The organism is Bradyrhizobium sp. SZCCHNR1043, assembly GCF_032489675.1.
Classification (GTDB): domain Bacteria; phylum Pseudomonadota; class Alphaproteobacteria; order Rhizobiales; family Xanthobacteraceae; genus Bradyrhizobium.
Genome location: NZ_JAUEYN010000007.1, coordinates 119,587 through 143,172, shown reverse-complemented (window position 1 = coordinate 143,172; position 23,586 = coordinate 119,587). Strand labels below are relative to the sequence as shown.

18 protein-coding genes are annotated in these 23,586 nt (G+C 61.3%); 5 read left to right on the top strand and 13 right to left on the bottom strand.

All coding sequences use genetic code 11. The features are described from left to right. Positions 1-55: 55 nt before the first annotated feature. The 13 genes from QX039_RS14030 to QX039_RS13970 form a co-directional block, all read right to left on the bottom strand. Positions 56-2,962 (bottom strand): helix-turn-helix transcriptional regulator, encoded by a 2,907-nt coding sequence (locus QX039_RS14030; protein WP_315735413.1) that lies wholly within the window; start codon positions 2,960-2,962, stop codon positions 56-58. Between the two features lie 818 nt (positions 2,963-3,780). Next, entirely contained in the window at positions 3,781-9,255 is a 5,475-nt protein-coding gene (locus QX039_RS14025) for a hypothetical protein (protein WP_315735415.1), read from the bottom strand. Between the two features lie 290 nt (positions 9,256-9,545). Next, on the bottom strand, positions 9,546-10,595 hold the full coding sequence (locus tag QX039_RS14020; protein WP_315735417.1) for an EscU/YscU/HrcU family type III secretion system export apparatus switch protein: 1,050 nt from the start codon (positions 10,593-10,595) through the stop codon (positions 9,546-9,548). Then, complete coding sequence (gene sctT / locus QX039_RS14015; RefSeq protein ID WP_315751851.1) at positions 10,592-11,410, bottom strand: type III secretion system export apparatus subunit SctT; 819 nt, start codon at positions 11,408-11,410, stop codon at positions 10,592-10,594. The genes QX039_RS14020 and sctT overlap by 4 nt, the downstream gene beginning before the upstream one ends. 54 nt (positions 11,411-11,464) lie before the next feature. Further along, complete coding sequence (gene sctS / locus QX039_RS14010; protein WP_315715074.1) at positions 11,465-11,734, bottom strand: type III secretion system export apparatus subunit SctS; 270 nt, start codon at positions 11,732-11,734, stop codon at positions 11,465-11,467. A gap of 24 nt (positions 11,735-11,758) precedes the next feature. Further along, a complete protein-coding gene (gene sctR / locus QX039_RS14005) occupies positions 11,759-12,406 on the bottom strand; it encodes a type III secretion system export apparatus subunit SctR (RefSeq protein ID WP_315773255.1) in 648 nt (215 codons plus the stop codon). Positions 12,407-12,415: 9 nt separating this feature from the next. Continuing rightward, complete coding sequence (sctQ, locus tag QX039_RS14000) at positions 12,416-13,483, bottom strand: type III secretion system cytoplasmic ring protein SctQ (protein WP_315773256.1); 1,068 nt, start codon at positions 13,481-13,483, stop codon at positions 12,416-12,418. After that, complete coding sequence (locus QX039_RS13995) at positions 13,480-13,932, bottom strand: hypothetical protein (protein ID WP_315773257.1); 453 nt, start codon at positions 13,930-13,932, stop codon at positions 13,480-13,482. Before QX039_RS13995 ends, sctQ begins: the two co-directional genes overlap by 4 nt. 32 nt (positions 13,933-13,964) lie before the next feature. Continuing rightward, positions 13,965-15,308 (bottom strand): FliI/YscN family ATPase, encoded by a 1,344-nt coding sequence (locus tag QX039_RS13990; protein WP_409998908.1) that lies wholly within the window; start codon positions 15,306-15,308, stop codon positions 13,965-13,967. Continuing rightward, positions 15,308-15,925, bottom strand: a complete 618-nt coding sequence (gene sctL / locus QX039_RS13985) for a type III secretion system stator protein SctL (RefSeq protein ID WP_315773261.1) — start codon at positions 15,923-15,925, stop codon at positions 15,308-15,310. The genes QX039_RS13990 and sctL overlap by 1 nt, the downstream gene beginning before the upstream one ends. After that, a complete protein-coding gene (locus QX039_RS13980) occupies positions 15,922-16,584 on the bottom strand; it encodes a SctK family type III secretion system sorting platform protein (RefSeq protein WP_315773263.1) in 663 nt (220 codons plus the stop codon). The genes sctL and QX039_RS13980 overlap by 4 nt, the downstream gene beginning before the upstream one ends. A 63-nt stretch (positions 16,585-16,647) precedes the next feature. Further along, positions 16,648-17,511 (bottom strand): type III secretion system inner membrane ring lipoprotein SctJ, encoded by an 864-nt coding sequence (gene sctJ, locus QX039_RS13975; RefSeq protein ID WP_315773264.1) that lies wholly within the window; start codon positions 17,509-17,511, stop codon positions 16,648-16,650. Continuing rightward, the gene (locus QX039_RS13970) at positions 17,508-17,945 is read right to left on the bottom strand and encodes a hypothetical protein (protein ID WP_315773265.1); all 438 of its coding nucleotides are present in this window, start codon (positions 17,943-17,945) and stop codon (positions 17,508-17,510) included. The genes sctJ and QX039_RS13970 overlap by 4 nt, the downstream gene beginning before the upstream one ends. Positions 17,946-18,296: 351 nt before the next feature. On the opposite strand from QX039_RS13970, the gene QX039_RS13965 reads away from it, so the two are divergent. From QX039_RS13965 to QX039_RS13945, 5 genes are all read left to right on the top strand, one after another. Further along, positions 18,297-18,884, top strand: coding sequence for a nodulation protein NolW (locus QX039_RS13965; RefSeq protein ID WP_315773267.1), 588 nt, complete (start codon positions 18,297-18,299; stop codon positions 18,882-18,884). Positions 18,885-18,945: 61 nt separating this feature from the next. Next, positions 18,946-19,158 carry a hypothetical protein gene (locus tag QX039_RS13960; protein WP_315715064.1) on the top strand — a complete coding sequence of 71 codons (213 nt, stop codon included), beginning with the start codon at positions 18,946-18,948 and terminating at the stop codon, positions 19,156-19,158. A 263-nt stretch (positions 19,159-19,421) separates the two neighbouring features. After that, positions 19,422-19,937 (top strand): hypothetical protein, encoded by a 516-nt coding sequence (locus tag QX039_RS13955; protein WP_315773269.1) that lies wholly within the window; start codon positions 19,422-19,424, stop codon positions 19,935-19,937. Positions 19,938-20,450: 513 nt separating this feature from the next. After that, entirely contained in the window at positions 20,451-21,440 is a 990-nt protein-coding gene (locus tag QX039_RS13950; RefSeq protein WP_315773270.1) for an FHA domain-containing protein, read from the top strand. 69 nt (positions 21,441-21,509) lie between these two features. Further along, positions 21,510-23,510 carry a flagellar biosynthesis protein FlhA gene (locus QX039_RS13945; RefSeq protein ID WP_315735445.1) on the top strand — a complete coding sequence of 667 codons (2,001 nt, stop codon included), beginning with the start codon at positions 21,510-21,512 and terminating at the stop codon, positions 23,508-23,510. The last annotated feature ends 76 nt before the right edge of the window (positions 23,511-23,586 follow it).

Genomic DNA, 23,586 nt, shown 5'->3' with positions numbered 1-23,586 from the left:
CGCACTCATTGCAGCCGTCACCATCATAAAAACTATGCAATCGATGTGTACTGCTTCACTGGAGCATGCTGAGACGGTGTCTCATCGCGTAAGCGGTTGCTGCGGCGCGCGAGCTCACGCCGATCTTCATATATATGTTCGCAATGTGCCGATTGACGGTCGGCACACTGAGGCGTAGTTCCGCAGCAATGGCCTTGGAGCGGCTGCCGGCAGCGAGCTTGCTGAGGATCTCCATTTCTCGTGGTGAAAGATCATCAGGGCCTCGCGCGTATAAGTTGCGCGACTCGGCCTCGACTCCCTCTATCCGTGCTCGATCAACGCGCTCCTGCCAGCTTCGCATGCCGAGTGCCACGAACTGCTCGCGTCCCCGCTGCAGCAGCGCACGCGATGACGGCTTGTCCCCTGAGGTTCCCGCAACGGTCGCCTCATCAAGATCGACGAGCGCTCGGAGGCAGACTTGGCCTGCCCGGTCAAGGTCGCCGCGGGCCTTTGCGAAGTGTGTGCGTGCCGCAACCGTGTGATCCTGAAGGGCCGCGAGGCGTCCGAGGATGAATTCACGGCATTCACCGGCTGCACCGATCGTGCTCCCGTGCTTTGGAGCGCGGACCAACGCTTCGAACCGGCGGGCACGTTTGACGTCCTCACGCTGCCAGGCGGCACAGACACCGAGCCCAAGCGCATCATCCGACAGCTGTCTGTCGGAATTTGTGTTCTCCAGGGATCGGAGCAACGCCTCAATGCGAACGTCGTATTCGTTTTCGCCAGGCAGGAATGCTTCGGTGAGAGCGGCGAAGCCGAGCACGATTTGCCCAAGGCGCACCGGATGATCCTTGACGATCTGTAGCGCACGCGAAGCGACTCGGCCAATCGCCGGCCAGTCGCCACCATACAAATAGGCACGCCATGCGACCGCGGAAAGCTCCAGGGCAAGATGCAACCGGTGCCACGGTCCCAATCGGACAGCCAGCGCACGCGCGTCGCGCAGCGCCGCGTCTGAGCTTGCCAAATGACCCAGGCTCGCCTCGGCAATCGCGAGAGAGGTTAACGCCTCGATCCGACCGGGAAGCGACCCGAAACACTTGGCATCCCGCAACAGGTCGTGCGCAGTTTCGACCCCCAGGGCGAGTTGCCCATGCCGATAGATCCAATCATGGGTCACGACCTCTCGAGCCCGGATGATGGCCGCCGGATTCTGCCATTCGGCGGCCCAACGTTGCACCTGCTCTGTCTGTTCGATGGATCGCGGAGCATACAGGTCGAGCGCCGAGGCACGATCCTCTTCGTCTCCAAGCTGACGAACGAGATCGAGCGCACGCGGATCCGGCGCGTGGTAGATCGCCTCAAACGTCCCGTCATTCCATCGGCACCGCCAGTCCTGTCGGAGCACCTCCAATCGGGCCCAGTGCAAATCTCGGCGATCATCGCAGGCTTCCAGTCCGCGCTCCACCAGAGGCTGCCACATCTCAGCGGGAGCGCCGGCGTCCCGCAGCCTGCGGACAATCGCCACCAGGAAACTCATGGTCCATGATGGCCGCCGCTCCCAGCATCGGCTGAACAGAAAGCGCGTTGTCGCATCGGCGGCTTCGACGTCGAGTGATGCAGCCTGCGCAAGCGCGAGATCCCGGAGCATCTCGTCCGAGACAGCATCGCCTGCGAGATCGCAAGCGATCCGAAGGAATACAGCTTCGTGCTCGCTGATATAGTTCGCTCTCGCGCGCTCGGCTGCGTTCAATGCGAAGACCTCGCCGATTTCAGCACCCGGGATGCGCTGCGAAGCGTGATACTGATGCGCAATCTCTCCAGGATCGGCATCGAGCTCAGCGAGACGCGTCGCCGCGCGTCGATGCAAAATCGCTCTCCGATCGGGGTTCAGCTCGTCGTACAAGGCGCGCCGCAACAACGCATGCGCAAAGACGTAGCCATCACCGCGAACGACGAGGACCCCAGCCCTCATCGCCTCGTCGATATGGTCCAGGATCGTCTCTTCGGAATCCGATATCAGAAGCTGCAATCGGCCGAGATCGAACCCTTCGGGAAATATCGCAGCGATCCGCAGCATTCCCAAGGTCGGCCCCGAGAGCCGCGCGAACCGTCGCGACAGCAACGGACGCAGTCCGGCCGGGATGCCGATACCGTTGTTCACGAGATCGGCGGGCCATTGGCCCTGGCGCCCAGCAAGCTTTCCCTCTTCGACAAGGTGGTTGAAGAGCTGGCGCACATAGAACGGATTGCCGCCAGTCTCACGGTGAATTGCCGTGGCAAGCGATGCAGGCAGCCGCTCGTCTGCCAATGACTCCAGCATGCGCATCGTGTCCGCCGGCTCGAGCGAGCGAACCGCGATCCGATGAAGCTCGCTCTCGCGCATCAGCGCATTGAGTTCCAGAGGCTCGCCGCCGGTCTCGTCGGGACGGAGAGTGATGACGGTCAGCAGCGGCAGAGATCGCGTCGAGCGTAAGCAATGCAGCAACATCGACCAGGATTCGCGATCGGCCCAGTGCAGGTCCTCGAGCACGAGCAGTAGTGGAGACTCGACTGCAACCGCATGAAGCAGATGAACCGCGGATTCGAACAGTCGAAACCGCTCGTCCGGTCCGGAGAGTCCTTTGAGAGCAGGAAGATCCGCAGCGGCCGCGAACGCCGGCACCACGCGAGACAGCGGCCGAATCATGTCATTGCGAGCATGGTTGAGGAGTGTCGGCTGCTCGCGAGCCCATTGGGAGAACGTGTCGGCAAACAATCCATATGGCAGAGGTTCGGCCATCTCGTAGGCGGCCCCCCTCGCCACACAGAAGCCGCGCTGCTTCGCAGTTTGGGCCAGTGCCTCGACCAGACGGCTCTTGCCAATTCCAGCCTCTCCTACCAGGACCGCACCAACAGCGCGTCCATTCTTGTCCGGGAGAAGCCCGCGAAGCCGGATCGACTCCTGGTCCCTTCCTATAAGCGGAACACCGCTATCCCTCATGCGCTAACCAATAGCCAACCTACACGATACTCTTTCATGGCTGCGGCAAGACGCACTGCCGCCTGTGCGATTCAACCGCCCACGAAACTTAAGATTGCGTTGAGAAAATATCAGCTCGGCACGATAATACCAAGCGGCAAATCAATGTTGCGCTGCGCACATTGGGCTCATCTCGCGAAGACTGTCGCGCAATGGCGACCAGCGAGAGTCGAAGGACCGAGATCGATGACGATCTCCATGTCAACTTCAGCCAATGATTGCCTGCTCCGAAGGTCCACAACCATTACGATTTTCAATAAATCGACTCAACTGAGGTTCGAACCATCATCGAGTTGTTTTCTTGACGATGCCTGCTTCGCGTCTCGCGTTTATGGCGAGATTTAGCGCCCTCGCCTGCAGATGCGATCATGGCTGTTGTTGTCAAAGTGAAGTTCCGAAAGGTTGCCGGGAGGATACGACTGCGACGCTTGGTGAGAGTCGGCTAAAGCAATCTTACGAGGGCGTCGCTCCCCTGCGCGGCACACGTCGACGTACTGCGGTCGCCGGCAAGGTGTGGTCGATCGAAACCTGCCAGCCGCCGGGGCTGGGCGCTCCGGGCGGACTGCGCATCTCTCCCACTACAGAACCATATACGCGAATCGCGGCGCTTCGAGCGCGCCAGACGAATTGCTCGTGCGTCTGCACCGACGTCGGGGTCGCCGGCTTGAGGTTACTTAGGCCGAGGGTGCTCGACGTATGTCAATGTTGCCGAGGGCGCGTTGTCGCCACGACGTCCCGCCACTCGGCGCCCCCTGCAGAGAGGAGACGCATGGGATCCGTCACCTCTGTAACCAACTCAGTCCTTCCAGCCCTTTATCCTTGACGAAGGTCACAACGACATCGCTGACGTGCCCGAAAGCGGGCCAAGCGCGATTGAGCCCCTTCAGCGAGAAGGAAACAGACGTTACTACTTGATAGTTCGCCGGAGCTCTGCGGCGCAGCATCGCGTAGATCGATAAGCCGGATCCAACCGCGACGCCGACCGCGCCTGGGATAGCCCCGATATTACCGTGAATATCGTAGACAAGCTCAGTAACATTGCCAGCAATCAAACCGGCACTTCCGGTTATCTGCATGCGGCGAGACAGTCGAGTCGTGTCCCAGGAAGATGCTGGAGGGATATGTACGATTTCGGGAGCCGTCTCTCTGACGTTGGTTCCGCTGGCCGCCCCATTAAGGGACTTCAACTGCTGCGCAGAACGGCCGGTTCGCCAGGCAATTCCTGTCCAAGATAGGCCTCGCGAGTTGTCAAACGACCCGGGAATCCTCAACCCCGCGCCGGTCCAAACTGCATGCGAATCGGGATTGCTTGTATACGTGCTTGGAATCCGATCCCGGTGCGCCTTGATGATCGCCCGCGCGGAGGAGCCATTTCTCGCTGCAAAGGCATCCAGGTCCTCGCCTGATTTGATCCGAGCGGTGATCTGCCTCCCCTTAGACGTGAATCGCCCGGGAATTGCCAGTTTCTCGCGACGCCCGACATCCTCGAGCACCTTCCTGACGGACTTATTTTCCTTTCTGGCGATCTGGCGGAAAGTGAGCTGCTCATCGTTGCTCTTGATGGAGATCGACTTATCTGGATTAATTAGTTTAAGCGGATGCGCGGGATCTCTCGCATTGACGCGTCCGATCACCTCGTCCGGTACGTTATTCCTGTCCGCGATTTCGCTCAGACTGGTGTCGGTTGACCGGACCGTATCGGTAGCTCCACGCGATCTAAGCGCGCCATAGCCACTGAAATAGCTCCGCGCTCCCAAGACGATTTGCGCGGAGCCGATGACAGCTGCTCCACCATATTGGAAGCTCAGCAGGTGGCCGCTCGTCACACTGACGATGTCGTTTGCCATGCCGTTGGCAATGAAGCTCACACCTGTTGCGGTTCGCAAATACGGGGCTGCTTTTTCGGGTATTCTCAACTTGGCAGCCAATTTCGGCTTGAGCTGAACGATGTTCAGCGGTCCACGAACTGTGGCGTTCCAGGCCGCCAGCATGCCTAGAGATCCGAACCGCGCGGCTGCTGCAAGGGCAACCGCATCGGAGGCCACTCCTGCAGCAACGGGCAGAGCCTGTCGGAGGCCTGACCTGCGCGGTGCCACTTGTCGATCGCCCACTCCCGTGTAGGGCTGATCCGTGACCACGACACGAAAATCCTTTTTCGGTAGATCGTAGCGTCGGCTGTATGTCTTGGCTGATTGCGGCGGACTTCCGCCCCAGTCAACAAAGCGGTCTGTTGCTCCGATCACTCCTCGCCGTTTGATGTTTGCGTCGTTCATGGCGAACGGTCGGCTTGGCTTGTTTCCTCGTGTCTCCACAACGTAGATATACCTGTCGGCGCTACTGCCGTATTTGGAGGGTTGGAGAGCGACCCGGTCCTGAAATCGTTCGAATGCCTTCGGGCTGAGCACAAGAGTCAAGCCGCTCGAGGCCGGCGGGGGCGAGGCCGGAGAGACCGCACCACCGCCGCTCGCGGGCGGCTTGCCGCCGCCACCACCCGCGGGCTGGGCTGCCGTCGAGGCGGCTAGGGCCCAATTTGCAGCCGAGTCTTCGCTGACAGGTCTTTCGTGCAACGCCAAAGCGGTCTGCCGGAACGATGCGAGTGCCGCTGGATCGCCTCCGAAAACCGCCTTATGGAAGTCGGTCTCCCCCATCCGGTCGCGAATGGCCTCCGCGATCTTTGCCTCCGTCGCATAGGCCGATGTGCCGCGGCGCGGCACGACCTGCGAGGCGAGAAGCTCGGTCACACCTTCATTCAAGTTCGAATGCGGCCGGCTTGAATCAATGACCAACGTGCTTGCGAGCTTCTTGAACGATTCCGAGGTCAGTGCATGCACCGCCTCGTGTGCGACCACGTCCGGGCTCAATCTATCGGTCCGTACATAGACGCGATGCCCCTGATCCGATGAGATGCTGAAAGCATCGACCGCCACCGGATCATGCTGGCCGCCGGCTTTTTGATATGCACGGGCGAAAGCGGCGGGATCCATGGCCTGCAGCCGGATGCCATTCGGCGATGTCCCGCTCGCCTGACCTTGATAGGCGTCAAACACCTTCCTTCCCGCGTCGAACGCGGCGGGCTGACCGGCAAGGCCCGTTTCGGCCACGGTGCGGGATCTGCTCTGCTGATAGTGATGAGAAGCCACACCGGAAACCGTATTGAGACCGATGGACAGATAGTCTTGGGCGGTCGGCGCCTTGCCGGAAAGGAGCCCGGGGCCGGCAGTCAACATGGTGTTCGCGCCCAATTGGGAGGCCGTCTGATAGAGCGGGTTCGACACGAGTCCATTCGGCCGTGCCGCGCTTGCGGTCCGCACGGCGACCTTGCCATCGACAAACTTCGTCAGACCTCCCGTCACGCCGGCCACCGCGAGATTCTTGAAGTATCCGGAGAACGCATCCTTCATCTGCGCCTGGGCTTCGTCCTGCGTGAGCCGTCCCTCCGAGAGCTGATATTGGGACTCGACATACGTCCCCGCCACGTTGCCGAGACCCATCACCCCCTGATTGGCAACCATGACCGTTGATCCGGTTGCGAGCTTCGAGACGACCGAGCTTGCAGCCTGGTCGAGGCCGCGCGTAAGGAAGGCCTCCGTGGCTCCGCCCGTCAACGCCCCCCCTGCTGCGCCGAGGGATTGCACGCCCGATACGGTCGCATCAACGCCCGCCTGCTTCACCTCATCCCAGCTGCCGCCACCCTTGAAGAAGTTGTTGGTCAGCGCTGCGTCGAGTGAGATGTGAGGATCGCTGTGAATGTCGCCGCCACCGAACACAGTTGCTGCATTCTGGGCCGTGTCGATGGCTTCGGCCGTTCCCGTTCCCACCAATGTGCCCGCCGCAAGGGCGGCCAATACTGGCGCGCCGGCTCCGGCCGTGGCCATCGTAACCGCGGTCGCAGCCGCGGCGATCGCGACGTCGCGCACGACTTCCTGTGCACTCGACCAATTGGCGTCGGTCTTGCGCTCGTTCTCGAACATCCGGTCATTCTGGGTGGCCAGATTACCCATGATGTTCAGATACTCGCCGTTGACCTCCTGGGCAGTCATCCCTCCCTGATTTTTCTGCAGGGCCGTGAGCGCCTCTTTCTTGTCCTGCAAATCCGACTCGAGCTCAGACCGGTTGGCACCGAACAGTCCCCCGACCCAATCGCCGCCCTTCTGCAGAAGGCTGCGGTTGCCGAGCGCTTTGTCTTCCCTGTCGATGGCATCCTGCAGCTCATGTAGCCCTTGACCGATATCCACTCGCGCGTTCGCGTCTTTGAGGCTCGCAAGCTGCTCAGCGACCGCGCCATCGCTCAAGGCACCCGGATGCTGCGCAAAGAATGTATTGTACGCATGCGAGAGCGCGCTCTGGTCAGAGGCCGTTTGCGGATCAAGTAGATTTTGCGGCAATGTCAGCCGAAACTGGGAGTCCAGCAGCTGATATTGAGCCAGCTTCTGTTGAAGCTTTGCATATTGAAGCGATTGCTGAGCCGTCGTCAGGGCGCTGCTCGCTTTGGTGAAACCCACAGCCTGTACATTGCCAGCTTGTACCGAATCAGTGTTGGCGGACTGCCGCGCGGTTGCGACCGCCGCCTCGCTCTGTGTGACACGATAATCCTGAACCAGCCTGTTGGTCGTTGCAGCCAGCTCTTTCGTGATCAGGCCTGCCGATGCCGCATCAGTTCTTGCCTGCGCAATCTGCTGCAACACCGGCGAGTTTGAGGGCAAGGGAACATGGCTATAGGTCTGCTCCAGATTAGCCAATGTCGTATTGCGCTGGTCGGCGTAGGCAAGCCCGGTTGCCGACTTGAAGCCCGCCGTCGCAATGTCGGACATTGTCGAGAGCTCGCGCAACTGATGCTGCGCTTGGTTCAGCTTGAGCTCCGTGGCGGCCGTCGGATTCTTGATATAGGCGGCCTGCGCATCCGAGACGGCCTGGTGGCCCTTGATCAGGGCGAGGTCGGTCCCGACTTTGTTCTGATAGGCGCTTGCCTGATCGTATTCGATCTTCGCCGTGGTAGCGGTCTGCCGGGCTTGCGGGGACAATTTGGCAAGATCGGAGTCCTGCGCTGCCTCAAGATCGGTCTGCGCTGCCGCCGCAAATGCCACCCGGTGCTGAGCTGCGGCCCAGCCTGCATTCTGGTAATCAGCGTTCCCGTTCGCGAGCTTGAGATCGAGCGATGCCTGCTGCGGATCGCTGCCGCGCGTTGCACGTATGGTGTACCCCAATGGATGCAGAGCGTCGTTCACCCGATCCTGGGCATCCTTCGCAACCGTCCCGTATTTCTCGGAATTCGAAGCATAATACTGGAGCTGGGCCTTGCCCTGCGCGACCATGCCGACATCGGCGTTGAGCTTGCTCCGCGCGACGGTGAAGTCGTCATAGGCGCGCAGCTGCGATGGCGTCAAATTCGCCTGGGTCGGATTGTCGTTCTGGTCGATCGTGACACCGGCTTTCTTCAGCGCTGTGGAAGCGCTCTCGAGCTCTTTCTTGTCCGCCGCGGCCTGCTGCCCGTAGACGACGCTTTTCCCTGCCGCAAGGTCGGCGCTCGCGGCATCAAGCTTGCGCTGGTCCGTCGCCAGCTTGTGTTGCTGCGCATCCTGCTGCTGATTCAGCAACGACAGACGGTGCAATGTTCCGGCGCTGATCCCCCGGTCCATCTCGGTGTCCAGACGGCCGAGCTGCGATTTGGTCTGTTCGAGAGCAGCCGTATCGGCGGTGACCTTGGCCTTTCCCGCGGAAACCTGGGCCGAGGCCGCGTCGACGAGCGGGACAACTTTCCGCGCGACCGGATCTTTCACGGTGACCGGCGGCGGTGCCGGCTTGTAGTTCGCTGCGGCGGCGTCGATGCGTTGTGCGGCACTCAGATTGCTCTTGGCCGAACTCAACACCGCCTGGTCGGCGGTGACTTGCTGCTGAGCGGCCGCAACCTGCTTCTTCAGATCGCTGATATGGGCTTGATGCGCAGCCACCGCGGCGCCCGCGCCGCGACCGTACCCGATCGGAGCCTTCGTTCCCTGTGCATCATTCAGTTCGGTCTGCAGTTTATGCAGCTTTCCAGCATCACCGTCGAGAGTGGTCTGCGCTTTTGTCTGAACAGATTTTGCCTGCGAAACGGCGTCCGGGACCGGCGCCGCCGGCGCCGGGGCGGGAACTCCCGGACATGTCGCCGCCGCTTTCGGCGGAGCAGGCGGGCCAAGCAACACAGGCGTCGGCTGCAGAACCGGACCTATGAAAGGCCGAGGGGGCTGAAAGAGCGCCGAATTGCGATCGAGCATGCCCGACGACGATGCCGCGGACTTCGGCCGCGGCGGTGGCGGGGGTGGAGGCGGCGGCGGCGGCGGCGGCGGAGGAGGCGGAGGAGGCGGACTGGCGACAACCGAGCCACCTGCGTCATCTATCCGCATTCGTGCGTCTCCCCGTTAGCGGCGGCGGCTCTGCTCTGGCAGACGCAGTTCGTCAGCCATGCAGCCCGCTCGGCGATCATGTCCGAACGACAGTTTAGGGCATCAGCCGGCGGCCGATCCGAAATATATTGTGAAAATACTGTGGGGCAGCACGGCTACACTCAGGACATGCCGCACGCGCGCAAGGCCGACACCACCGGCTGGAAAAACTCCTCGGTGATGTAATGGTCCTGAGCGATACGGCGATCGAGTTCCTCTGCGAGGTCTGGATTGCGGAAACGAGGAATGCCAAGCTCAGCCGCAGCTTCGGTGAGATTGTGCGCACGGACGGAACGTCCTTTGCACACGAGCCTTGGGACCTGTGTCTCGCCCGGAACATAACGCAGCCCGACCATCACATCGTCGCCCTCGATGACCACTGTTGCGCTTTCGATTCCTCCCCGCCCTCCACCGTGCGCCAGCGATTGCCGCTGACGGCGTTGCGCAGAGCGCACCTCCGGCAGGCCTTCCTGGTCTCTCCGCTCGCGCTTCGCCTCGCTTCGTGTCATCCGCATCTCGCGCATGAACAGTCCGCGCTGCACCAGAACGTCGATAAGGCCGCCCACCATCAGCATGACTATTGCCGCGACGAGGAGCGGTGCCATGACCGCCCCGGTCACTGGCACGAGGCACGAAAGACCGCATCCTGGCGTGTGAACCAAGGAGTTGAGCGACATCTCGAGGACGAAAACCGAGATCGTGACGAGGAGGGTCGTCTTGACCAGACTCTTCACCAGCTCGATCAGGCTCTTGAGCGCGAAAATCCGCTTCAAACCCTTTGCGGGATGCAAGCGCTCCGCGCGGGGCTTGATAGGGTCAAGGCTGAAGACGATCCCCTTGGTGACGGCGACGTTAACGACGAGGGACATTAGGACGACGATGGCCGCCCCCCTTGCAAGGTATGGCACGGCGGCTTCGTACATCATCGTTCCGATCGTGCCCGCAGCTTCCCGAAACGGTTGCCCGCCCGCATCGCCCACGAGCATCATGGCTCCCCGTAACCGCGCGAAAAGCTCCGGCAAGATCAGCCAGAGATAGAGCAGCATGGACGACAGGCATGCACCGGCGACCATATCGGTGCTGCGAAAGACCTGTCCCTTTTCGCGCGCCTTACGTAACTTCCGCTCGCTCGGAGGCAGCGTCCGCTCCTCAGTGCCGCCATCCTCACTCATCGCAGGAACTGCCCTAGTTGGTCCAAGATTCCGGTCAACTCTCCAAGCTGAGTACCGAAGTGATCGAGCAGAAAGGCCGCATAGAGCGGCAGAACCAGGAAATAGACCAGGTTGCGCGCCGCCATCGAAAGATCGAACACATTCAACTGCGGTGCGAAACGGGCAATCACCATCAGCGCGAACATCGCAACGAACATGGCCGCCAGCACTGGAAATGCCAGGATCAATGCCAACTGCAGCACGCGGACGAGCATTTCCAGCGCCAATAGGCCGCTCTCCGCGCGCAGCAGAGGCGCGAGCTCAATGACCGGCCAGAGCCTGTAGCTGCCATAAAGGGCTTCGACGACGCTATGAAAGCCGTCGGCTGCGACGAACAGAACCACCGCAGCGAGCATAAAAAGCGTACCAGACGCGGTGGACTCGGTCATGGCGTTGGGATCCTGAAGCTGGGCATCGGGCGCCTGACGTTCGTAGTCGAGCAGGTCGCCCGCGACCTCGGCGGCCCAGAACGGGATCCCAAGCAGCAGACCAAGGAGCCCTCCGATGATCGCTTCCTTGAACCCGACCGCGACCAATCGCAATGTTTGCGTGCCGATCGGAGGAAGCACCTCAACAAGTCCGGTCATGACCGGTAGCGAGATCGCGACCACGAAGGCACCACGAATCAAGCCGGTCAGCCCGAGGCGAACAAACACAGGAAAGGTCATGACGAAGGCGCTGGGACGCGCGATGGCGAGCGCCAACGAAAGAAGATGACGGAAGACGAGATTGGCCCCCGCCTCGATGCTGTCCAACGGCATGAGGTCAAGCCCCATCGCCACTCCGCGTCGCCCATGTCCCTCCGAGCACGATGAAGGGGGGAAGGCCCGTCAACGAGTCAGTGCAGGAAAATCCGCAAGGATCTGATCGGCATATTGGATCAGCGGTGCCGCCAACACTGCGCCGAACACCGCCAGCGTGGCCACGACGGCAATCAGTTTGATCGTCTGCGGCAGCACCTGATCCTGAATCTGGGTTGCGGCCTGAAGAATTGAGACGAAGAGGCCAACAACCATCGCCACACCCAGGGGAGGCATGGCAAATATGAGAACGACCGTCAGACCCCTGACCAGATGATCGACGATTGTCGCTTGGCCCATTGCTTCCCCTACCCATCTCGCAGGCTATCCGTAACTCAACACCAGGCCATGCATCAGCTTGGACCAGCCCTCGACCATCACGAACAAGAACAACTTGAATGGGACGGAGATCGTCGATGGCGGCACCATCGACATGCCAAGGGACATCAAAACCGCGGACACCACGAGATCAATCGCGATGAAGGGCAGATAGAGCAGGAAGCCGATCTCGAAGGCGCGCTTGAGCTCCGAGCTCATGAAGGAGGGAACGAGAATAACGAGATCTTCGCTCGATAGCTTGGCCCTGCTGCTATCGGGCCATAAGCTGCCAGTGGCAGTGACGAAGAACTCTCGTTCCGCGACCGTCGTCAACCGGCTCAGATGTTCGCGAATTGGCTGGCCTGCCCGCTCAGCAGCATCTTTCCAGTCGGTAAAGGTTTGAAACTCGCTGGGACGATCATTGACGCGCTCATACACGGTCTGCACTAGCGGCGCGCTGACATAGGCCGTCAGAACCAGCGCAATGGCATAGAGCACGAGGTTTGGAGGCGTCTGCTGCACTCCCAGCGCGTTCCGGATCAGGAACAGGACCACGGCGATCTTGACGAACGATGTCATCGTCACGACGACAAAGATGACAAGGCCAAGTCCGGCGATGACCGCGAGAACAGCAAACAAATTGAACTGGGTCACGGCTTCAGCTCATTCGTGATTGAACAATCTGTTGATCCGCACGCCGATTGCCTCGCCGATCCTGACGATCTCGCCCTGCCCGATCCGCCGATTCCCCGCGTGAATCTCAATTGCATGTCGCGGATCCCGACCGAGATTGAAGACATAGCCGGGCGCGATCATGCGCAACTCGCCGAGAGGTATCTCGAGCTGGCCGATCTCAAATAGGAGCTTGATCTGGAGGTCGTCCAGGCTCGCATCGTCTGCGCCTGTATCGACGCTTTCATGTGCCGTCATGTCCACAGCCGTCCAATGATGATGAAGATCGCCTCTGATCTGGTGCAACGTGTCCACCACTGTCGCATCGCTTCCCTCGAAGCGGCATGAGGTGAGACGACGCTCGCCGAAGACGGCGGCGACGCGTCCATCCGGCATCGCGTGTTCGATGATCACGACGTCTCCCGGCCGTAAGCTCGCAAGCAAGCGGGCGCTGACGCGCGTAGCACCAAGCCGGAAGGCCGCGCGGATCGGAACTCCGGCGGCAGCAGCCGGACCCAATGCTTGAACTTGATTTGCCAAACGGGATTCGTATGGCTCTGGTAAAGACAGGTAAGCACTGAACGATCGTTCGCCAAACCTGCCGCGACACAGGATTCCGATCGAGTCCGGAACGCCGCCATCGAAGGAAGCATGCGTGAGGATGACGGGGAGGCCGAGCGCCTCCTCGATTGCATCAAGTATGGCGGCGCAGGCGAACTCGATCAGAAGCAGCAGATCTGGCTCGGCGAGCGTAGTTCGAGGCGGACCATCAATCGCCTGCAGCGTTGCATCGATCACCTCGACAGGCAGACTTACGGCGCATGGATCACCGCCGATCGTAAAATGCAGACGACACGCCGGCCGACTCGAAACGCCCGAGGAGGCGCCCGAGAAGGAAATCCGCAGCGGCAGACCCGCCAACTCGCAGGTGAGTTCAGCCAGTCGCCGACACCAACGACGGGCACGTAGAACATCAGCAATGGATAGCACGTCCGGATGAAATTCGGTGATCTCACCGTCAGGCGCTCCGCGCCCGCGAGCGGGGAATGGCGCGTTCATGCTTGCCGCCCCGCCGCCCTGCCGTCCGAATTAGCCATCTCCTCTAGCAACGTCTCACGGCTCTCGTGACGGCGACGTGATTGCTGCGATAACTCATCCCACTTGCGACGCCTCCGATGAGCCTTCACGAATTCGAGGCGTAGACCCTGAACTTCGTTACGCGCCTGGTCGAGCGTACGGATGCTCGCAAGGCGCTGCTCGGCAAGCGCCATTGCCAGCGACTCGAGGCGCCTGAGTTGCGCGTCAAGTTGGGTGATCTCCCGCGCGGAAATTGGACGCCCTACCATCTGCTGGTAGATCTGACGTTCGCGTGCGCCACGCGCCGCTGCTTGCAACGCAACCGCATGATTGATCTGCGTCAGTTCTGCAGCCGCTTCGACCTGTGCCTCCACGCCGCGCTGAAGCGCGGAATTCGCCCGCCGCTCCCTCTCTCCGAGAACGATCCGCATCCTGCGTATGCGCGTGAGCAGTGGATCGTACCTCATGACGCAAGCTGCTCGAGTTGATGGATCGTGCGATCCCACGGAACGGCCTCGCCGAGGCCCTGCCGCAGAAAGGACTTGATAGCATCCTGCTTGGCGATCGCCTCATCGGCGATCGGATCGGATCCGGCCTTGTACTCCCCAACCTGCAGCAGGAACTCAAGCTCTGCATAGCGAGCTATGAGTTCACGCACCCTCCTGGCTGCAGAGCGATGACGGCTCGTCACGACCTGATCCATGACGCGGCTGAGGCTGGACACGATGTCAATCGCAGGGAAATGCGCCGACTGTGCGAGCTTAGGTGACAACGCGATGTGCCCGTCCAGAATGCTGCGCGTCTCCTCCGCGATCGGATCCGCGGTACCATCCCCCTCAACCAGCACGGTGTAAAATGCAGTGATTGAGCCGGCGACTCCGGGACCGGACCGCTCGAGCAACTCGGGCAATGCCGCAAACACCGACGGCGGAAAGCCCCGGCGCGTCGGCGGCTCGCCCGCGGCCAGTCCGATCTCACGCAATGCCCTCGCAAAGCGAGTGACACTGTCCTGCACCAGGAGCACGCGTGCGTTGCAATCCCGGAAGTACTCCGCGATCGTCACGGCGACATAGGCAGCCGTGACGCGCTCCGTCGGCGGCCGGTCGGAGGTTGCGACAATCACGACTGATCGCGCCCGAGCCGCTCCGGCCAGGCAGCGCTCGACCATTTCTCGAACTTCGCGCCCACGCTCGCCAATCAGTGCGACAACGCAGACGTCGACGTCCGCGTTCTGGACGATCTGGGCGACAAGCGACGATTTGCCCGCGCCGGGTTCGCCATAGATGCCGATCCGCTGCCCCTCGCCGCAGCTGAGCAGACCATCGATCGCCCGGATGCCAAGTGACAAAGGGCCGTCAACGAGCCGCCGTGCCAAGGGCGCCGGCGCAGCTCCGCGGACTCGTCGAATCTGGTCGAACTCGGGCCATCCTCGTTCCTGAACGTCGAGAGGGCGCCCGAGCCCGTCGACGACGCGGCCGAGCAGCGCTGGCCCAACCATGATGCCGAAGGCCTGCCTTGTCGAGACGACTTCCGTTCTTGTTGAGAGACCCGCCACGTCTCCGAGAGGCGTCAGCAACGCGACACCGCCTTCGATGCCCACGATCTCGGCCCGCAGATCAGCCGAGGCGTGGGCAGAACGGAGCAAACAGATATCGCCAACACGCGCATCGGGAACGATCGCCCTGATGAGGGTCCCCGACACCTGAATCACGCGCCCGCGGATCGGGCGCAGTTGCGAACGGCCTGCAGCTTCACGCAACTGCGGCAGGATTCGCGCGAGTCGGTGCGTGGCAGAGCCTGCTGGCATCATGGCTCCACCCCCTCGAAACCGGCACGCAGCGCCAAGGCGAGCTGCTCCAGTTGAGCGTCAACGGAAACATCGATCTGCCCGAACTCGCTCCAAAGCATACAGCGCCCCGGCGCAAACTGCGGGTCCGACACGATGGTGAGCTGGTCGGCACCATCCTCCAGCAGCGTGGCCACTCGTACACGGATGGACTCCATCTCCTGCGGCGCAGTCATCAGCACGAGGCCCGAACCGGAACGCATCTCTTCGAGTGCTCTGGTGATGGCGCGCGCGGCGAGATCGTCCGGCTCAAAACTTCCGAGGATCTCCCTGATGATCTCGACGACGAGCGAGATAAGTTCGTCTTGCAGATCGGCGACGAAATCATCAACCGTGACCTTCGTTTCCGCAATCAGGCGGGCCGCCTCCTCAACTCCCGCGAGACGACCATCCTCGAAGCCTCTCATGCGCTGTTCTTCGAACGCGAGCCGGGCCTGCGCGGCGATCTGCTCGCATTGCCGCCGGGCGTCGGCAAGAGAGGCAGCCGCGGAAAACCAGGTCTCCGCCTCCTCGGCTCGAACCACGGGTCCGAGCGGATGGAACGTGCCGGCAGGCTTGTCACTCTCGGGGGCTTTCACGGCACCATCCCATCGGCTAGAACGCGATCAACAATCTCCGGACCAAGCTGTTGGTGTCGCCGCGAGACCGAGGAGCCCAGCGGCGAGTTAATCGGAAATCGAAGAAGGATGCGGCTGCGCAGGGTGGCGGGGAGTCGCCAGATTGCGGCATTGAGACATTGCATCCCATCACCTCGGATGACGTCCGCAAGCGCAGATGGATTCGGGGGGCGATCGGGTTTAGGCGACAGATCGATATTGGCGAGCGCGACCTTGTGGAGTCGGGAATCGAATTCTCCGAGATGCTCCCGGAGCGTAGTCTTGAGGACCGTGGAACGAATTGCGTGGGCATGCCAAACACCGCCGGCCAGCTCACCGACGCGGCATAGCTGCTCGCAGTCGAGAAGCGCAATGCGACTGCGCGTGTCAGCGACGTCGGCTGCTGTGCAGCAATCAAGCTCATAATGCACAACGATCCGCTCTGAGATATCTCGGTGGAGTCGGTCGCAGGCGAGTATCCGTGCGGCAAGCCCGGGCGAAACGCCCGGTACGCACGCGAGAAATCGTTCAACGTGGATGTAGCGTGCCGGCAATCGGCAAAACGTGTCCATATCGATCACCGGCCGATGCCCCACCGGCGCGCCGGGTTCGCAGCCGCCGCCGACCTTCGGATCACGCAAACCAAGGGATGCTCCAGGTTGCACAAGCCTACTCATTTGCCGGCCACGCCCACTTCAATCGCACTAGGATACGACACGCAGCGGATCGCGCGCCGGCCTTCGCGCCTCCCGACGCGGCGCGTTGCGTTGCGCATATCCCACGCGTGCCCGGCGCCAGAGCTGGAAGATTCCGATCGATCCCAGCAGCCCCACCCCTACCGCGGCTGACACCTGCAGGATGAGCGGACCGTCACGCAGGGCAGATCCGTCGTGAGATAGAACGGATGCCGTCGTCTCGATCGACGTGGAAGGGCTGACTTCGACGGGATCCGAACTGCCACGCACGAAAACCACGGCCACCCTGTCGTACGTCAGTCCTTCGACACTGTTGGCAATGAGGGTCTTGATCTGCGGTAGGAGCACGGCGATTTCGGCGCGCGCGTCATGCTTGATGAACACCGATGCCGCCGACGACGGAACCTGATCGTGACGCAACGGGTCTATCTTAGGCAGCACCACGTGGACTCGGGCAGAGATGACTCCGTCGATCTCCATGATCGTCCTTGCCAACTCTTGATTGAGCGCGTGAATCAACCTGACTCGCTCCTCTGTGGGTGACGACACCAGACCATTGCTTGAGAATATGCTGCCCATGTCTTCGAACTTCGCATGCGGCAACCCGGACGCATTCAGCAGCGTCACAGCGTCGGCAAATCGCTCCTGCTCGACCCTGATAGTATTGCTACCGTCCTTTGCCTGGAGTCGGTCGGCGGCGATTCCGTTGCGCAGCAGAAGGGCCATCATCAGATTAGCCTCCTTCTCGCTCAAGCGGCTATAGAGCTCACCCTTGCAACCGCTCAGCATGAACGCCAAGCCCAGCACCAGCGCCAAATTCAATCCGCGCCCTCGAGCGGCCAGCCATTGTTTGCCGCAACCGACCATTCTCATTGTCCCTTCAAGAACGTGTTGAAGATTCGGGTCGACTCGGTCGAGATTTTCGACATCAGCGTCGCCTCAATGGCAAACGAGAATGCGTGCTCCAGCATTTGCAGGGCCTGACGGCCCGCGTCTGGCTTGTCCGCTCCCAGGGCCGCTCCGCCAATGTTGGAAGATGCTGGACCGGATGCTGCCGGCTCCGGCATGAGATTGAGCTCGGGCGCGGCATTGCGCTGGACCCGCTCGTACGAGCTCTCCATCCACTCCATCACCTTGCCGCCGAGTTGGTCGACGGCGTGCTCAGGCTCCATAGGCAGTTTAGTGACCGATCTATGCAGAGCGTCCTGAAACGACTGCTGGGCGGCTGCTCCGGGCTCAACGGCTCCGAAACTGACACCAACTGTTCCGGAAGCTGTGACGCCACCCAACGGCGCAACCGTCGTCATGTCGCCGCTCCATGCCGTCTCAGGACTCCTCGTGCTTTCGCCATTGCTCACTCCAGACAAATAATGACTCACAAGGACAGCCGGGCCATGGCTTGCACAGCAGATCAGACAGAGCTTTGCACGGCACCCAGCCGGGCAGAGCATAATATTTTCCTAAAATATTCTCCGACGCACCCGCGACCGCTGTGATTGAATGAGACGAGCTGATAGCAACAAGTACATGTGAGTCTGCTCGTGGGTACGCGCGATCAACTACACGATTGCCACGATTGTTCCGCGACAAGGTCGCACGAAGGCCACGTTTTCCCATGCGACCATTTGGCATCTCTGGTTCTGGTCCCATTGCGCAGCGTGGCTGCGATCGCGACTGTCTGCCTGACGCTCTCGGCGGCTGCAATCCACACCACGTCCGCAGACGCGGGTGAACCTGCTTGGCCGACCGAGTCCTACAGGTACACCATCGTAGACCAAGACCTTGGCAACGTTCTTCAGGAATTCGGACGGAATACCGGCCTGCGGTTAGAGGTGAGCCCGGACGTACGGGGACGTGTGCGCGGGCCTCTGCCTGAACTCAAGGCCAGAGAATTCATCGAGCATCTATCCCGAAACTACGGACTCGACTGGTATTTCGACGGCTTCCGGATTTATGTCACCAGCAACAAGGAAGCTTCGAGCAGGCTCGTTCAACTCGGTGCCGTGCCGCTCCAGCGTCTCGAAGCCGCACTTCGCGATCTCGCGCTCTCCGACGCGCGATTCTCGCTCAGATCCATCAAGCAGGCCGACATGGCCCTGGTCTCGGGTCCCCCGCAATACATCCAAGCGGTGGAGCGTACGCTCGCAGCACTGAAGCCTCGAGCTGACCAGCCATCGTCCGTCACCGTCTATCGCGGAGAGCACGTCCAAGTGGTCAAGCTCAACGCCCCAGGCGACGTGCCATGACGCAAATCAACGGGTTCGCAAGTCCTGCCAGATCGACCGGACGGATCAAAGGAGTGTCAGAATGGCCGTAGAAGCATCGAGCATGACGACCGCGACGGCAAGCGCCCCGAGCAGCAGCGAGGCAGTCTCGGCTGAGGATCAAGCAAAGTTCGAGGAGGCGTTTCTCAGCGCAATGCCGCAGGCGGCCGCGTTCATGCTCATGACTGTTGCTCAGGACGGTATTCAGGAGATGGCATCCGTCGGCGACGAGAATAGTGCAACCCCGGATCCGTGACGGAGCATGCCGACCGACGCCTCGTTAGACCCTTTGCTCAGAACAAGACAGATAAGACATCGGATCGCAAACAAGGAGAGAGTTGCATGTCTAGGGTCAGCTCCCACGCATCGTCCTCACGTGAAGCTCACACCGGTCACATGATGGGTCCGCACGGACACGCGTCGTGCTGGCCCGGCTTTGCAGGATTTCAGCCCACGTCCGGCGGGGCGTCAGCTCATCCGGCTCATCGCTGTGATGCGGGGGATTGGTGGCAGTCGTCGATGCCGCCCGCTTCGCAGCAGCAAGATCCGCGGACGTCTTCCATAGCATCGGACGTTCTTGGATTGGTCGCGGACGCAAAGACACCTGCAGACAAGGCGGCTCTGATCTCGGCGGCCATCAGCATCCTGAGGGGCGGACCGGGCCAGTGCGACGCGCGGAACAGCGGCCGCGTTGCCAAGATCCTTGGTGACCTGACCCATCAGATCACGAATTCCACTGGGCCCAGCGATCCCGCCAAAGGTCAGCTGCTCGACGGGATCGCGAAGATCCTGAAGCAACTCGTGTCCGGCCCATCCCATCAACCCGGCGCGAACAGCTCGATACTCAAGACGCTGAATCAGCTCGTCAGCCAAGTCTCAGAGGCAAAGGGCCTTGACCAGGCGACGAAGAACAACATCCTCGACAAGCTTTCCTCGATCATTCTGCAACTCGCGGATTCAAGCTCGGGATCGCCATGCGACCGCTCCGCGGGACACCTCTCGGCCGACAACCATATCACCGACAGAGCTGAGTAAAGCAACGCGGCCTCATTCTCGCAACGCGACGAGAGCGATGAGACCAGGACGTTGAAGGAAGCGCGAGAGGCGCACCTCGCAAGGTGCGCCTCGGGACGGGATCCAAGCCGCCGCTTCAGCCGAGAGGTGATCAGCGTGGACAACGCGAACGATCACTTCCCGGCTGGAGGGCATTCCCCGACAGCCCAATCCTCAACGTAACACAAACATAGAGAGATAATGCGATGTCCCATTCAACAGGCTCCGTTTCTTCGACGACGTCATCGAACTCGAGCATCGATAGCGCGATCGCGAAGATGAAGAGTGCCTTCGACGAAGCGATCAAGACGAATGCCGAGATCACGACCAAGAAGACGCACTGGGGATCGATCGAGACGGTCGCGCAGCAGCGCCCGAACGTCGGCTGATCCAGCGATCGCCCTCGGACAGCTACCAACCGCTTACGGCACGGGGCGTTCGTACCGAGCGCTCCGCTGCCAACATGGCTGCTAGGTCCTGATGGAGAGGCAGAGAATGCCGGCATCACCGTCCTCATTCGAACTCACGATCCGATCGGGCCTTCATGCCGGCGTCCGGCAAGAACTCGACGCCGGGACCTATCTGGTGGGTCACTCGATGGACGCCGATGTCGTTCTCATGGATGACTGTCTGGCTCCTTTGCACGCGCGGTTCGCGCTAGAGGCGGACTGTTGCGAAATCGAAGGCACCGCAGATAATGTTCTGCTGAACGGCACCCTGCTCGGTGCCGGAGAAGCACGGATCAGTCGTTATCCGGCCGATGTCGTTCTGAATGGAATTCAGCTCCGCTGCACCCGCAAGCGCAGAACGACCCGCTATACCTTCTTGAGGTATGGACTCGGCACCGCCGCGATCCTGGTCTGTCTAGCCCTGCTTCTGCAGGGATTTCCCGCTGGTGCGGACAAGGTGCCCGGCGATGGCGGCTATGCCACAGCTGAGCGGCTGAGATCCCCGCGCTGCGACTCCGACTGTTCGACGAAATATCCGAGCAGGCACGCGCCCAATTCGCCCGCCCCCACCCTTACCCCCGCATTACTGCCCGGCCAAGACAGAACGGGACGGGCCGGCGCGGAGCCCGGCGCGCCGGTGGCGGATTTGAACGGCGCGGCGGACGCGCTGCGCCAGCGATTGCTGACTGCAGGCCTCACGACCGTCGAGATTGTCAGCGACTCAAACGCCATCACGGCGAGAGGAAACATTGAACCCGCGGCGTTAGGCAGGTGGCGCGACATTGAGCGATGGTTCGACGGCACGTTCGGCATTGCCATCGTGTTGACGAGCCAGGTTGAGGCGAAATCTGTAAAGCGTAGCGCCCCTTTGACCGTTCAGGCGATTTGGGCCGGAAATGGGCCGTATGTCATTGATGGACGCGGTCAGAAACTGTTCGCAGGCGCCGTTATCAGCGAAGGGTGGATCGTCGATCGAATCGAACAAGACCGGGTCGTATTGCGTCGCGGCGCAGACCTGCTCGCCGTGAGCTTGTAAGACCATGCCGCTCTGCGTTTCGATCAATGTGACGAAGGTTTCGATCCCGCTTGGATGGAACCGCAGACTATGACGGCCATTGTCGAGAGCTTGACCCGCTGGTCGAACGACAAGCGCGAGCTTCTCGTCGTCATCCTGATCGTCACCACGATCATGGCGATGATCCTGCCGATTCCGACGGCGCTCGTCGACGTCATGGTGTCCGTCAACATCGGCGCGTCGATTCTGTTGCTGATGGTGGCGTTCTACTTGAACGCCGCGGTCGAGTTCTCCGCACTTCCGGCAATCATTCTCATATCCACGGTGTTCCGGCTCTCGATTTCCATCACCATTACGCGCCTAGTGCTCAGCCAGGCCGATGCCGGATCCATCGTTCAGACCTTTGGCGAGTTCGTCGTTTCCAGCAATGTCGTGGTTGGGCTCGTGGTGTTCCTGATCATCACGATCGTCCAGTTCGTCGTTATCACCAAAGGATCTGAACGGGTCGCCGAAGTTGCTGCCCGATTCACGCTCGATGCGCTGCCAGGTAAGCAGATGAGCATCGATGCCGACCTTCGCAACGGCGACATCAACCAGGCCGAGGCCCGGCGCCGCCGACGCCGGCTGGAGCGCGAGAGCCAGCTCTACGGAGCGATGGACGGCGCCATGAAGTTCGTCAAAGGTGATGCGATCGCCGGTCTCATTATCATCGCCGTCAACCTCGTTGGCGGCATCGTTGTCGGCACCGTGCAGCACAGGCTGCGTATCAGCGAAGCGATCCAGCTCTACTCGTTGTTGACGATCGGCGACGGCCTGGTCTCCCAAGTCCCGGCGCTGTTCGTGTCGATGGCGGCGGGAACGGTCGTGACCCGGGTTGCGACAGAAGCGCCGAGCAATCTTGGTTCCGAGATCATGGAGCAGATCACGTCGCAGCCGCAATCCCTGCAACTGGCCGGTCTCATGATGCTCGGGCTGGCGTTCGTACCGGGTTTTCCGGCGCCGATTTTCCTTTTTATGGCCACCGTGTTCGGCGGCTCCGGCGTTGCGATGCTCTTGGCTCGGCGGCGCGCACAACGAACCTCCGGCACGGCGCAACGGTCCGACCCGTCAGAGCCCGCGAGAAGTTCGCGGATCGCTATCCCGGTGGCCAAGTCTGCACCGATCATGATCCTCGCGGAAGCCGCCTTGTGCGATGAACTGCGGAGAGCCGGTATTCATGATCGGATCAGGCGGACACGACAGGACGTGGCAGACTGGCTCGGATGCGCCTGTCCAGGAGCGGCAGTCGATGAAAGCAGCGCCCTGGCGCCCGGTCATTTCAGGATCGAGCTGCATGGCGTGCCTCTTCTGCTCTCGTCCGGTGAACTGGATCAGCCGGCAGCCCGAACGGCGGGGGGACCGGCCATCTCCGCAGTCGATGCCGAGCTGCGGCGCGTTCTTGTCCGCTATGCGCCAGAGTTCCTCGGCATACAGGAGACCAAGCGCCTGCTCAACCAGTTAGAGGCTGACTACGCCGACTTGGTGCGCGAGGCCTTGCGTGTGGTCCCTACACAGCGCATCACCGATGTCCTTCGCCGGCTGCTCGACGAGCGGGTCTCCATCCGCAATCTGCGGCTGATTCTTGAGACGCTGGCCGAGTGGGGAATGCGGGAGCAGAGCAGCGTCATGCTGGTCGAGCACGTGCGGCTGGCGCTGCGCCGGCAGATCTGCTTCGAAAGCTCAGGCTTTGATCGGACCTTGCGCTGCTTCGTGCTTGATCGACAGACAGAGGAAGCGATCCGAACGGCCGTGCACGCCCTCGATGAAAACGCTCAGACGTCTCTCGATCCTGCCGTCAGCACGCGCCTGCTTGATGCGTTGACCCGGCAGCTTGCCGACGTCGATCATCTTGCCGCATCGCCGAGTATTGTACTGGCCTCCGCCGACCTGCGCCGGGTGGTCTGGACGCTGCTTGCGCCGTCCGGTCTCAATGTGGTCGTGCTCTCCTATCAGGAAATCTCAAAGGACTTTCGGGTCGAGCCGATCGCCGTCCTTGGATTGGATGAATCACGCGAGCAGACTGAACCTTCCCCGATCTCGGCGATGCAATGAACCAGTCAACCCGCGACGACACCTGCGAGGTTTCGAGACCTGAACTATAAGACAGTGCAATATCCGTAGGAAGTAC